We start from the raw sequence: 12,291 nt of genomic DNA on the forward strand, positions 1-12,291 counted from the left end.
GACGAGGGGGCACCTGGTACATCCCGGGTGCCCCCTCGTCACTGTCGCGGGTATGACTTCCGTCATGCCGGGGTGTGGACCCCCGACACTGCCGCCCGCACCCCCCGCGCGCCCACGATGGTGCCCATGACGACGACCACGACGACGACCACCGAGGCCGCCACCCGGCCCGCGGTGGTGGCGTTCGACCACGTGACGAAGGCGTACGGCGACGTGCGGGCCGTGGACGGCCTGACGCTCGCCCTGTACCCGGGGGAGACCGTGGCCCTGCTGGGCCCGAACGGCGCCGGCAAGTCCACCACCCTCGACCTGCTGCTCGGCCTCAGGAACCCCGACAGCGGCACGATCGACCTCTTCGGCACCGGCCCGCGCGAGGCGATCACCGCCGGACGCGTGGGCGCCATGCTGCAGAGCGGCGGCCTGATGGACGAGGTCACCGTCGCCGAACTGGTCCGGCTCGCCTGCGCCCTGCACCCGAGGCCGTACCCGGTCTCCGAGGTGCTCGCCCGCGCCGGCGTCACCCAGATCGCCGACCGCAAGGTCCACAAGCTCTCCGGCGGCCAGGTCCAGCGGGTCCGCTTCGCCCTCGCCACGGCAGGCGACAGCGACCTGATCGTCCTGGACGAGCCCACCACCGGCATGGACGTCTCCGCCCGCCAGGCCTTCTGGGCCACCATGCGCGAACAGGCCGACCGGGGCCGCACCGTCCTCTTCGCCACCCACTACCTCGAAGAGGCCGACGCCATCGCCGACCGCGTGCTCGTCCTGCACCGGGGCCGCCTGCTCGCCGACGGCACGGCGGCTGAGATCAAGGCCAGGGCGGGCGCCCGCCGCATCACCTTCGACCTGCCCGACGGCCCGCCGGACGAGCCGCGGCTGCGCGGCCTCCCCTTCCTGACCACGCTCGACGTGTCCGGCCGTACCGTGCGCATCCAGTCCTCCGACGCCGACGCGACCGTGCACGCCCTCTACGGACTCGGGGTGTACCCCCGCAATCTCGAGGTCACCGGCCTCGGACTGGAGCAGGCCTTCGTCGCGATCACCGCCGCCGAGGAGGCGATGTCGAAGTGAACAGCCTCATCAAGCTGGAACTCGCCCGCGCCCTGCGCAACCGCAAGTCCATGTTCTTCACGGTGCTCTACCCGTCGCTGCTGTTCCTGCTCATCGCGGGCAGCGCGAGCGGCACGGACGAGCTGGGCGACACCGGTCTGACCCTGCCGACGTACATGATGGTCTCCATGGCCTCCTTCGGCGCCCTGACGGCCGTCCTGATGGGCAACAGCGAACGCATCGCCAAGGAACGCGAGAGCGGCTGGGTACGGCAGCTGCGGCTCACCACGCTGCCGGGGCGCGGCTACGTCCTCGCGAAGACCGCGAGCGCGGCCGTGGTCAGCCTGCCGGCCATCGTGGTCGTCTTCGTGGTGGCCGCCGTCGTGAAGGACGTACGCCTGGACGCCTGGCAGTGGCTCGCCCTGACCGGCGCGATCTGGGCCGGCAGCCTCGTCTTCGCCGCGCTCGGCGTCGCCCTCGGCTACCTCGCCTCCGGCGACGCGGTCCGCCCCATCACGATGATCGTCTACTTCGGCCTGTCGATGCTCGGCGGTCTGTGGATGCCGACGACCACGTTCCCCGACTGGCTCCAGTCCGTCGCCAGGTGGGTGCCCACGCACGCGTACGCCGCCCTGGGGCAGGCCATCGAACAGAGTCAGGCACCGCACACCCGGGATCTCGTCATCCTGGCCGTCTCCTTCGCCCTGTTCGCGGGCGGCGCGGCCTGGCTCTACCGGAAGGACACGCTGAAGGCGTGAGCGGCGTCCCCCTCGGGCAGCGCCCGCAGAACCGCAGGCAGAGGGCGATCAAGTTCCTCTGGACCGGGATCTGGCTCGCCTATCTGAGCGCCCCCGTCAGCGACCTGCTGCACGGGGGCCACAGCGACGGCGTCGTCGTCCTCGGCTGGATCGGCCTGGTGGCCTTCGTCGCCTGGTACTTCGTGCTGATCTTCCGCACCGGCCGCCGCGACACCACCCCCATGGTGCTCGGCGCGCTCGCCGTCCTCGCCGCCCAGTCCGTCGTGCTCGCGCTCTCCCTCGGCCGCGAGTGGCTCGTCCTCTTCGTCTACGTGTCGGTCGCCTCCGGCGCGGCCCTCCCGCCGCGGCTCGCCCGCTTCACGGTCCCGGCGGTGTCGGCCCTGCTCACGGCTGCCGCCCTCGCCGTACCGGGCGGCGGGGCCTACCTCGCCTCGCTGCTCCTCCCGGCCCTCCTCGGCGGCTTCTCCATGACCGGTGTCCGCGAGCTCATCCGCACGACACAGGAACTGCGCGAGGCCAGGGCCACGGTCGCCCAGCTCGCCGCGAACGAGGAGCGCCTGCGTCTGGCCCGTGACCTGCACGACCTCCTCGGCCACTCGCTCTCCCTGATCACGCTCAAGAGCGAGCTGGCGGGCCGGATGCTCCCCGGCCGGCCCGACCAGGCCGCCCAGCAGGTCGCCGACATCGAACAGGTCAGCCGCCAGGCCCTGGTCGACGTCCGGGAGGCCGTCACCGGCTACCGGCGCCCCCGCCTCGGCGCGGAACTCGCGGGCGCCCGGGACGCCTTGACGGCGGCCGGCATCACCCCCGAACTGCCCGCCGACCCCGACCTCAGCGACGTGCCCGAGGAGAGCGAGTCCGCCCTCGCCTGGGCCCTGCGCGAGTCCGTCACCAACGTCGTACGGCACAGCGGCGCCCACCGCTGCACGGTGGACCTCGTCCGCCGTCACACCCTCGACGGGCCGGTGCTCGAACTGACCGTGGACGACGACGGACGCGGCGCTCCGGGCGGCACCCCCGGCGTAGGGACGGGCAGCGGCCTCGCGGGCCTCGCCGAACGGCTCGACAAGGTGGGCGGCACCCTGGAGGCGGGCCGCTCCCGGCACGGTTTCCGCATGGTCGCCCGGGCCCCCGCCTCACCCTCCGGCCCGGACGTAGGATCCGGCGCATGACCCGCACGATCAAGGTCCTGCTCGCCGAGGACCAGTCCATGGTCCGCGAGGCCCTGGCCGCCCTGCTCGGCCTGGAGGACGACATCGAGGTCGTGGCCCAGGTCGCCCGCGGCGACGAGGTCCTGCCGGCCGCCCGCGCCCACGCCGTCGACGTGGCCCTCCTCGACATCGAGATGCCGGGCGCGACGGGCATCGAGGCGGCCGCCGAGGTCCACCGGGCCCTCCCGGCGGTGAAACTGGTCGTCCTCACCACCTTCGGCCGCCCCGGCTACCTCCGCAGCGCCATGGAGGCCGGCGCCGACGCCTTCCTGGTCAAGGACGCCCCCGCCGCCCGACTCGCGGACGCGGTCCGCAGGGTCCTCGCGGGCGAGCGGGTCATCGACCCGACGCTCGCGGCAGCGGCCCTGGCCGAGGGCGCGAACCCCCTGACCGACCGCGAACGCGAGGTGCTGCGCGCGGCGGCCGACGGCTCGACCAACGCGGAACTGGCCGAGGCCCTGCACCTCTCCCAGGGCACGATCCGCAACTACCTGTCGACGGCGATCCACAAACTGGCGGTGAGAAACAGGACGGAGGCGGTCAGAACGGCACGGGAGAAGGGCTGGTTGTAACCGCCGACGGGCTGCGGAAGGGCCAGGGGCAGCCACCGCCAGGGGCGCGGGGAACAGCGCGACCAGCCACGACGCACCCGCACCCGCCGGACAACAGCCGCCCCACGGCGAACACGCGCCCGCGAACCGCCGAACCGCACCCTCAGTTCAGCCGAGCCCGAGCCGCCTCCGCCTGCCTGCGCATCTTCTCCGCGGCCCCGGCATCCACCCCGGCCACGACCTCCGCGTACTCCTCCAACGCGGCGGCACCCCGCACGAACTCCCCCCGCTGCACCAGCAACCGCGCCCACTCGTACCGCAACCGCCCGGGATGCGAAGGCATCGCCAGCGACAACTCCAGCGCCCACAACGCCACATCCGTCCGCTCGGGCCGCGCCGCCGCCCAGGCCCGCACGTTGTTGAGGACCCGCACCACCACGTCGAGCGGATCGGCGGGAGTCAGCACCGAGGGGTCCAGCGGAGCCCCCGTCGCCCCGGCCACCAGCAACTCCGCGTCGCTCCCGCTCAGCACCCGCCCTCCGTCGAACGGATCGGCGAGGACCTGCTCCTCACGGGGCCCGAAGCCGACCACGAAGTGCCCCGGCAGCGCGACCCCGTACACCGGCGCACCCGCCCGCCGGGCCACCTCCATCCACACCACGGACAACAGGATCGGCAACCCCCGCCGCCGTTCGAGCACCTGGTGCAGCAGCGACGACTCCAGCCGCTGGTAGTCCCCGGCGGCCCCCCGGAACCCGTACCGCTCGCCGAGCAGTTCGGCCGCCGCGACCGCCCACGCACGCGGCGTGCCGGGCCGGTACGGCATCAGCCCGGCCAGCCGGTCGAGCTCGATCTCGGCGGCGTCGACGCCCGCGTCGTCCAGCGCGCCGTCGCCCGCGGCCCCCACCAGCAGACACAGCAGCGCCAGGTCGGGCCGCTCGGCCCGCGCCTCCTGCGCGAACCGCCGCCGCACCTCGGCCGCCCGCTCCGGCTCGGGGGGAAACGGCGCCGGCACGGCGGGATGATGCCCGCTCACGACGACCCGCCCGACACAGCACCGGCACCGGAACCGGCACCGGAATCGGCCTCCGAACCGGTACCCGAACCCGCACCCGCCCCGGACCCGGCGTCACCACCGCGGCTCGCGCCCCCGGGCTCCCGGTAGTGGTGGTACGCGTGATGCGAGGCGAACCCCAGCCCCCCGTACAGCGCCCGCGCCCCCGCGTTGTCCGCCTCCACCTGGAGCCACCCCGCCGAGGCCCCCTCGTCCAGCGCCCGCCGGGCCAGCGCGGCCATCACGGTCGTCGCGAGCCCCCGCCGCCGCTGGGCCGGATCGACCTCGACGGCCGCGAAACCGGCCCACCGCCCGTCCACCACGCACCGCCCGATGGCGGCGGGACCCGCGCCGCCGGCTCCCGGCACGGTCGCGAACCACACCGAAGGCCCGCTCCCGAGCACCTTCAGCGCGACCTCGCCGAGCCCCTTGCGCTGGTAGCGGCCGAGCCACGCCTCGTCCGCCGTGCGCGACAGCTCGACCCCGGCCCCCTCCCGGTCCGCGACCGGCGCGAGAGCGCCGATCCACAGCTCGGCGGTCACCTCACGGACCCAGCCACGGTCCGCCACCTCCGCGCACAGCAGCTCCTGCGTCCCCTCGGCGCCCGTGGCCAGCTGGAGGAAGGCGGGCAGCCCCCGGGCCGCGTACCAGCCGCGCACGGCCGTCAGCGCGTCGTCCAGGGGCATTCCGGGGTCCCCCAAGGGCAGCACCGAGTTGGCACGCCGGGTGAAACCGGAGGCGGCCCGCAGCTCCCACTCGCCGAGCCGCTCCCGTTCGACCGGCTGCCAGGCCCGCGCGGCGACCCGCGCCAACTCCGCGTACGAGGCGGCAGGCCCACGCCGACGGGCCGGGGCGGCGGGCACGACCTTCCCCGCGACCAGCGACGTCTCCTCGATCCGTACCCGCTCCCCGTTCCGGCGGGTGATCAACAGGACACCGCCGTCCCATGATGTGAGAACACCAACCGTGTCAGTGAATTTCCCACCCCCGGCGACAGCGTCGTCGAGGCAGCGCACGGACACGCGTTTGCCCACGTCAGCAGCAGAGACACGGATCTCGAGCCGTCCACCGGCAGAGATTTCCACAGGTCTGTCCACCCCTCCTGTTCGGATCATGCCCCGGAACGGAGATACTAGGTGCGGGCATCGACGACGCCGCGCTCCCGCGCGCCAGGCGGCGGAGCCTGAGGAGGCCCGCCAGCGCCCTATCGAGGAGGAACGACAGCGTGACCTACGTCATCGCGCAGCCTTGTGTCGACGTCAAGGACAAGGCGTGCATCGAGGAGTGCCCGGTCGACTGCATCTACGAGGGGCAGCGGTCCCTCTACATCCACCCGGATGAATGCGTCGACTGCGGCGCCTGCGAGCCGGTGTGCCCGGTCGAGGCGATCTTCTACGAGGACGACACCCCGGAGGAGTGGAAGGACTACTACAAGGCGAACGTCGAGTTCTTCGACGAGCTCGGCTCGCCCGGTGGTGCCAGCAAGCTCGGTCTGATCGAGCGTGACCACCCCTTCGTCGCCGCACTCCCGCCGCAGGCCTGAGAGCGACGCCGCAGGTCCCGGGGCCGAGCCCCGGCGGCCCGCATCCGCGCCGCCCCGGTCCCGTACGGCCCGATCAGCATGATCGCCGTACGGGGCCGGGGCGTTCGCCAGTGAGAAAGTGAGCCAGATCCCGTGTCCGCAGTCAGCGACCGCCTTCCCGCCTTCCCCTGGGACAAGCTGGAGCCGTACAAGGCGAAGGCCGCCGCGCACCCCGGTGGCATCGTCGACCTGTCCGTCGGCACCCCCGTCGACCCGGTGCCCGACCTGATCCAGAAAGCGCTGGTCGCGGCGGCGGACTCGCCGGGCTATCCGACCGTCTGGGGCACCGTCGGACTGCGCGACGCGATCACGGGCTGGCTGGAGCGGCGCCTCGGCGCCCGGGACGTGACCCACAACCACGTCCTGCCGATCGTCGGCTCCAAGGAACTGGTGGCCTGGCTCCCCACCCAGCTCGGCCTCGGCCCCGGCGACCGGGTCGCGTACCCGCGCCTGGCCTACCCGACGTACGAGGTGGGCGCCCGGCTCGCCCGCGCGGAGCACGAGGTCTACGACGATCCGACGGACCTGGACCCGGCCGGCCTGAAGCTCCTCTGGCTGAACTCGCCGTCCAACCCCACGGGCAGGGTGCTCTCCAAGGACGAGCTGACCCGGATCGTGGCGTGGGCCCGCTCGCACGGCGTCCTGATCTTCTCCGACGAGTGCTACCTGGAGCTGGGCTGGGAGGCCGACCCGGTCTCGGTCCTCCACCCGGACGTCAACGGCGGCTCGTACGAGGGCATCGTCGCCGTCCACTCCCTCTCCAAGCGCTCCAACCTGGCGGGGTACCGCGCGGCCTTCCTCGCCGGCGACCCGGACGTCCTCGGCCCGCTCCTGCAGATCCGCAAGCACGGCGGCATGATGACCCCGGCCCCCACCCAGGCCGCGGTGGTCGCCGCCCTCGGGGACGATGCCCACGTCCAGGAGCAGCGCGTCCGCTACGCCTCCCGCCGTGCGGCCCTCCGCGAGGCCCTGGTCGCGCACGGCTTCCGCATCGAACACAGCGAGGCGAGCCTCTACCTGTGGGCCACCCGGGGCGAGTCCTGCTGGACCACCGTCGCCCACCTCGCCGACCTCGGCATCCTGGTGGCCCCCGGCGACTTCTACGGCACCGCCGGCGACCACCACGTCCGCGTGGCCTTCACGGCGACGGACGAGCGCGTGGCGGCAGCGGTGGAGCGCCTGTCCCGGGCGTAGCACCCACGACGTCGAAGGGGCCCGGGGAAGTTCCCCGGGCCCCTTCGACGTACGGCAGGTCAGCCGAGCGGGCTCTTGGCCGGCAGCTGGCCCGTCGGCAGGCCACCCTTCGTCGCCGTCTTGGTCGTGTCACCCAGAACGGTGCCGGCGGACCCGGCAGCCTCCCCGGCGGCCTTCTGCGCGACGGGCGTCGTCGTCTTGACGGTCTTCCCGCCGGTCTTGCTCACGGTCGGCAGGGTCTGCTTGGACGCCTTGGTGCCGGCGTCGCTCGCGACCCCGGTGACGTTCTGCGTCGCGCCGTCCACGGTGCTACCCGCGTTCGCCCCGTCCACGGCGGACAGGCCGCCGAGGTTCGGGGTGGCCGGGAGTTCGGGCGCCGCGCTCGCGGAGCCGGCCGCACCGACCACGGAGGCCGCTCCCGCTGCGGTCAGCAGCGCGGCACGGGCGATCCGGCGGGTCAGGGGGAGGGACATGGTGCTCCTTAGACGGAAGAGGACGGTGAAGTGTCCGACCGCGCCCGGGAGTTGACCAGTGGATGTGATCGTTCCGGGCTCGGACGCAGTGACTACCGACGCGAAGTCCCCGGAGGTTGCGGCGCCCCGACGTAAAGAGTTGGTAATGCGTCGCATCATCAAATACGGATTCAGTCGGACAAACGCCACTCGCCGTGACCGTCTGCTGAATCCTTACGGCCCTGTGTTCCCAACGGATTCCGCACACCGGGGGTGAGCAGGGGAAACCCCGCGCACCCCGTCCACCCGACGCGCCGTGCCTACCCCGCACGGGTGAGCCGCGCGGGCTACTGTCCAGTGACGATTCGGACCTCGGTGGAGGAGCCCGCCGCGCCGCCCGCCGCGCCCCGGGCCTTGCGCCACGCACCGGCCCGGCCCTCGGCGACCCACTCGCGGCCCGCGTAGGAGACGCGCTCGACCCCGAGCCGGGAGGAGTTGGCCACGGCCCAGTGCGCCAGCTCCCAGCCGCGCTGCCGGTCCCGGTCGGCGTCCTTGCCGTCCAGGGGGATGATCACGGTGCCGGCGGCGGGGGAGGCGCTCGGACTCGGCGTCGCGCTCGCCGCGGCGGACGCGCCGCCCTCGGAGCCGACCACCGCCGCGGCCGACTCGAACGCGTCGTCCCCGAAGTCCCGGGCGAGCGCGCCGCGCACGGCGTCCGGGCCGCCCGTGGAGGCGGTGCCGGTGCCGGTCGTGTCCCGGCGCCCCTCGCACGTCAGCGTGGCCGCAGACCGCCCGGTCAGCGCGGCGGCGAGCAGCGTGGCGTCGGGCTCGTGCTTGGCGTACGCCTCCGGGTAGCCGCTGCGCTGCACGCGCTGGGCGGCCACGGTCAGCGGCAGCCGCTCGTAGCCGTCGACCTTGACGAGGTGCTCGTAGAACTCACCCGCCGCGTAGACCGGGTCCTGGATCTGCTGCTCGGTGCCCCAGCCCTGCGACGGCCGCTGCTGGAACAGGCCGAGCGAGTCCCGGTCGCCATGGGCGATGTTGCGCAGGCTCGACTCCTGCAGCGCGGTCGCCAGCGCGATCGTCACGGCCCGCTCGGGCAGCTCGCGCGAGGTGCCGACCGCCGAGATCGTCGCCGCGTTGGCCGCCTGCTCGGGCGTGAACTCGTACGACTCCCCGTCGCCCGACCCGGACACGACCACGCACCGAGGCGTGCCGTTCCCCCCGGTCAGGTACTGCACGGTGAGATACGCCCCGATCGCGGCGAGCACGACGAAGGCCGCCATGAACTGCAGCACGCGACGGCCGCGACGGCGGGGGCGGGGACCTGGGGGGAAGGGGTACGGCTGCGACACGCCGTCCAAGGTACTGGAGAGTAATGGCCCTCGTGCAGGAGTTGTGAACAGAGATGTGAACGGGGACGCGGAAGTGACCGGATCCACGTGCCGAGCGGTCCGCTCCCGGGGGCGCGTTAGGGTCGGTGACATGGCCGAGACCCCGATTGACCTCACGCTGGACGCCGCGCGGCTGACCGCGCAGCTCGTCGACTTCCCCTCCGAGAGCGGCACCGAGAAGCCCCTCGCGGACGCGATCGAGACCGCCCTGCGCGCCCTGTCGCACCTCACGGTCGACCGGTACGGCAACAACATCGTCGCCCGTACGAACCTGGGCCGCGCCGAGCGCGTGATCCTGGCCGGCCACATCGACACCGTGCCGATCGCGGACAACGTCCCCTCCCGCCTCGACGAGGACGGCGTCCTGTGGGGCTGCGGCACCTGTGACATGAAGTCCGGCGTCGCGGTCCAGCTGCGCATCGCGGCCACGGTCCCGGCCCCCAACCGCGACCTGACCTTCGTCTTCTACGACAACGAGGAGGTCGCCGCGGACCTGAACGGCCTGAAGCACGTCTCCGAGGCCCACCCCGAGTGGCTGGAGGGCGACTTCGCGGTCCTTCTGGAGCCCACGGGCGGCGAGGTCGAGGGCGGCTGCCAGGGCACCCTGCGGGTCCTGCTGACGACCAAGGGCGAGCGCGCCCACTCCGCCCGCGGCTGGATGGGCTCCAACGCCATCCACGCGGCGGCCCCCATCCTGGCGAGGCTGGCGTCGTACGAGCCGCGGTACCCGGTGATCGACGGTCTGGAGTACCGCGAGGGCCTCAACGCGGTCGGCATCTCCGGCGGTGTCGCAGGCAACGTCATCCCCGACGTGTGCGTCGTGTCGGTCAACTTCCGCTACGCGCCCGACCGCAGCGAGGAGGAGGCCATCGCCCACGTCCGTGAGGTCTTCGCCGACTGCGGGGTCGAGGACTTCACCGTCGACGACCACAGCCCCGGCGCGCTGCCCGGTCTGTCCCACCCGGCGGCCGCGGCGTTCATCGAGGCCGTCGGCGGCACCGCCCAGCCCAAGTACGGCTGGACGGACGTCTCCCGCTTCAGCGCGCTCGGCGTCCCGGCCGTCAACTACGGCCCCGGCAACCCGCACTTGGCGCACCGGCGCGACGAACGCGTGGAGACGGCGAAGATCCTGGCGGGCGAGGAGCGGCTGAGGTCCTGGCTGACGGCGTGAGCTGTCCCCGGTGACGGATCGCGGCGGACACGCTGACGTCCCCCGTCCGTAACCCGTATGGATCTACGCTGAGGTGAACCACCAGCACGGCGGAGGGAGCGGACATGGCGACCGGCAACCCCGAGGGCAAGAAGCAGCCACCCGAGGAGCAGCGGCTCGGACCGGTGCTGCGCAGACGCGGCCAGGTTCAGGCGAGCACCACGGACCAGCGACTGCTGGACGCGGGCGGTCCCTCGGACTGGGTCCACACGGATCCGTGGCGCGTCCTGCGCATCCAGTCGGAGTTCATCGAGGGCTTCGGCACCCTCGCCGAACTCCCGCCCGCCATCAGCGTCTTCGGCTCGGCCCGCACGCCCGCGGACTCACCCGAGTACGAGGCGGGCGTTCGGCTCGGCCGCGGCCTGGTGGAGGCCGGCTTCGCCGTCATCACCGGCGGCGGCCCGGGCGCGATGGAGGCGGCCAACAAGGGTGCGCTGGAAGCGGGCGGCACCTCCGTCGGCCTCGGCATCGAGCTGCCCTTCGAACAGGGGCTCAACCCGTACGTCGACATCGGCCTCAACTTCCGCTACTTCTTTGTCCGAAAAATGATGTTCGTGAAGTATGCGCAAGGGTTCGTGGTGCTGCCCGGCGGCCTCGGCACCCTCGACGAACTCTTCGAGGCCCTCACCCTCGTCCAGACCCAGAAGGTCACCCGCTTCCCCATCGTCCTCTTCGGCGAGTCCTACTGGAGCGGCCTGGTCGACTGGCTCACCAACACCCTGATCGCCCAGGGCAAGGCGGCGGAGAAGGACCTGACCCTCTTCCACGTCACGGACGACGTGGACGAGGCGGTGGCCCTGGTCTCGAAGGAGGCGGGCAGGTAGGACCGGGTTTTTCCCGCGCCCCTCTCAGGGGCGCGGGGAACTGCGCGAACGGGGTCCGGGGCGGAGCGAAGAATCAGGCGAGCCCCCGCCGGGCCACGGCAGGCCTCCGCCACCCCGCGATCGCCCCCACCATCTCCACCACCTGCCGAGTCTCCGCCACCTCATGCACCCGGTACACCTGAGCCCCAAGCCAGGCCGAGACAGCCGTGGTCGCCAACGTCCCCACCACCCGCTCCTTCACCGGCCGGTCCAACGTCTCGCCCACGAAGTCCTTGTTGGACAGCGACACCAGCACCGGCCACCCCGTGGCGACCATCTCGCCCAGCCGCCGCGTCGCCTCCAGACTGTGCCGCGTGTTCTTGCCGAAGTCGTGCCCCGGATCGATCAGCACGGACTCCCGCGGCACCCCCAACGCCACCGCCCGCTCCGCCAGCCCCACGGTCACCCGCAGCACGTCGGCCATCACGTCGTCGTACTCGACCCGATGCGGCCGCGTACGCGGCTCAGCCCCACCCGCGTGCGTGCACACCAGCCCCACCCGGTACCGCGCCGCGACCTCCGCGAGCCGGGGATCGACCCCGCCCCACGCGTCGTTGAGCAGATCCGCCCCCGCCTCGCACACGGCCTCAGCCACCTCGTGCCGCCAGGTGTCGACGCTGATGATCACGTCGGGGAACCGCCGCCGCACCTGCGCGACGAACCCCACGGTCCGCCGGGCCTCCTCCGCCGCGGTCACTTCCTCCCCGGGCCCGGCCTTCACGCCGCCGATGTCGACGATGGCCGCGCCGTCGGCCACCGCCTGCTCCACGCGCGCGAGCGCCGGCTCGTCGCGGAAGGTGGCCCCCTGGTCGTAGAAGGAGTCCGGCGTCCGGTTCACGATCGCCATGATCACCGGCTCGTGCGGCCCGAATTCCCGCTTGCCCAGCCTGAGCATCCGCTGTGACCTCTCCCAGTACGTCCCGTCGATCGCCGGGCCTGCCCGACCGCCTGCGACCTTAACTGTCAGACTCG

13 protein-coding genes are annotated in these 12,291 nt (G+C 72.9%); 8 read left to right on the top strand and 5 right to left on the bottom strand.

The window, feature by feature from the left end:
• Positions 1–126: 126 nt before the first annotated feature.
• From HW837_RS19110 to HW837_RS19125, 4 genes are read left to right on the top strand one after another with little or no spacing between them, the layout of a single operon-like run.
• The gene (locus HW837_RS19110) at positions 127–1,071 is read left to right on the top strand and encodes an ABC transporter ATP-binding protein (protein ID WP_193382691.1); all 945 of its coding nucleotides are present in this window, start codon (positions 127–129) and stop codon (positions 1,069–1,071) included.
• Positions 1,068–1,808 (top strand): ABC transporter permease, encoded by a 741-nt coding sequence (locus HW837_RS19115; protein ID WP_093792415.1) that lies wholly within the window; start codon positions 1,068–1,070, stop codon positions 1,806–1,808. The genes HW837_RS19110 and HW837_RS19115 overlap by 4 nt, the downstream gene beginning before the upstream one ends.
• Entirely contained in the window at positions 1,805–2,980 is a 1,176-nt protein-coding gene (locus tag HW837_RS19120) for a sensor histidine kinase (protein WP_093792417.1), read from the top strand. Before HW837_RS19115 ends, HW837_RS19120 begins: the two co-directional genes overlap by 4 nt.
• Positions 2,977–3,591: a response regulator transcription factor gene (locus HW837_RS19125; RefSeq protein ID WP_045559115.1), complete on the top strand. Its 615-nt coding sequence runs from the start codon at positions 2,977–2,979 to the stop codon at positions 3,589–3,591. Before HW837_RS19120 ends, HW837_RS19125 begins: the two co-directional genes overlap by 4 nt.
• 142 nt (positions 3,592–3,733) lie before the next feature.
• Here the strand turns inward: HW837_RS19125 and HW837_RS19130 are convergent, their stop codons facing one another.
• Positions 3,734–4,585 (bottom strand): transglutaminase-like and tetratricopeptide repeat-containing protein, encoded by an 852-nt coding sequence (locus HW837_RS19130; RefSeq protein WP_078853608.1) that lies wholly within the window; start codon positions 4,583–4,585, stop codon positions 3,734–3,736.
• A gap of 17 nt (positions 4,586–4,602) precedes the next feature.
• Complete coding sequence (locus HW837_RS19135) at positions 4,603–5,709, bottom strand: GNAT family N-acetyltransferase (RefSeq protein ID WP_193382690.1); 1,107 nt, start codon at positions 5,707–5,709, stop codon at positions 4,603–4,605.
• A 140-nt stretch (positions 5,710–5,849) separates the two neighbouring features.
• Between HW837_RS19135 and fdxA the strand changes: the two genes are divergently transcribed.
• Together fdxA and HW837_RS19145 are read left to right on the top strand one after the other, a co-directional pair.
• Complete coding sequence (fdxA, locus tag HW837_RS19140; protein ID WP_005480604.1) at positions 5,850–6,167, top strand: ferredoxin; 318 nt, start codon at positions 5,850–5,852, stop codon at positions 6,165–6,167.
• 132 nt (positions 6,168–6,299) lie between these two features.
• A complete protein-coding gene (locus HW837_RS19145) occupies positions 6,300–7,400 on the top strand; it encodes a bifunctional succinyldiaminopimelate transaminase/glutamate-prephenate aminotransferase (protein WP_193382689.1) in 1,101 nt (366 codons plus the stop codon).
• Positions 7,401–7,459: 59 nt separating this feature from the next.
• Here the strand turns inward: HW837_RS19145 and HW837_RS19150 are convergent, their stop codons facing one another.
• Positions 7,460–7,873 carry a hypothetical protein gene (locus tag HW837_RS19150; protein WP_045559111.1) on the bottom strand — a complete coding sequence of 138 codons (414 nt, stop codon included), beginning with the start codon at positions 7,871–7,873 and terminating at the stop codon, positions 7,460–7,462.
• 326 nt (positions 7,874–8,199) lie between these two features.
• On the bottom strand, positions 8,200–9,138 hold the full coding sequence (locus HW837_RS19155) for a VldE C-terminal domain-containing protein (RefSeq protein ID WP_196789921.1): 939 nt from the start codon (positions 9,136–9,138) through the stop codon (positions 8,200–8,202).
• 199 nt (positions 9,139–9,337) lie between these two features.
• Here HW837_RS19155 and dapE point away from each other — a divergent pair, with 199 nt between their 5' ends.
• Both dapE and HW837_RS19165 read left to right on the top strand, forming a co-directional pair.
• A complete protein-coding gene (gene dapE / locus HW837_RS19160; protein ID WP_093792425.1) occupies positions 9,338–10,417 on the top strand; it encodes a succinyl-diaminopimelate desuccinylase in 1,080 nt (359 codons plus the stop codon).
• A gap of 104 nt (positions 10,418–10,521) precedes the next feature.
• Positions 10,522–11,280, top strand: a complete 759-nt coding sequence (locus HW837_RS19165) for an LOG family protein (protein WP_045559108.1) — start codon at positions 10,522–10,524, stop codon at positions 11,278–11,280.
• A 73-nt stretch (positions 11,281–11,353) separates the two neighbouring features.
• On the opposite strand, the gene folP is transcribed toward HW837_RS19165, so the two are convergent.
• The gene (folP, locus tag HW837_RS19170) at positions 11,354–12,214 is read right to left on the bottom strand and encodes a dihydropteroate synthase (RefSeq protein ID WP_193381548.1); all 861 of its coding nucleotides are present in this window, start codon (positions 12,212–12,214) and stop codon (positions 11,354–11,356) included.
• Positions 12,215–12,291: the final 77 nt, after the last annotated feature.

It is taken from the genome of Streptomyces caniscabiei (assembly GCF_014930365.1).
GTDB classification, from domain to species: Bacteria; Actinomycetota; Actinomycetes; order Streptomycetales; family Streptomycetaceae; genus Streptomyces; species Streptomyces caniscabiei.

Coding starts and splice junctions, on each gene's coding strand:
- HW837_RS19110 (WP_193382691.1), top strand. CDS start 127: ATGACGACGACCACGACGACGACCACCGAGGCCGCCACCCGGCCCGCG.
- HW837_RS19125 (WP_045559115.1), top strand. CDS start 2,977: ATGACCCGCACGATCAAGGTCCTGCTCGCCGAGGACCAGTCCATGGTC.
- HW837_RS19150 (WP_045559111.1), bottom strand. CDS start 7,873: ATGTCCCTCCCCCTGACCCGCCGGATCGCCCGTGCCGCGCTGCTGACC.
- HW837_RS19155 (WP_196789921.1), bottom strand. CDS start 9,138: ATGGCGGCCTTCGTCGTGCTCGCCGCGATCGGGGCGTATCTCACCGTG.
- dapE (WP_093792425.1), top strand. CDS start 9,338: ATGGCCGAGACCCCGATTGACCTCACGCTGGACGCCGCGCGGCTGACC.
- HW837_RS19165 (WP_045559108.1), top strand. CDS start 10,522: ATGGCGACCGGCAACCCCGAGGGCAAGAAGCAGCCACCCGAGGAGCAG.
- folP (WP_193381548.1), bottom strand. CDS start 12,214: ATGCTCAGGCTGGGCAAGCGGGAATTCGGGCCGCACGAGCCGGTGATC.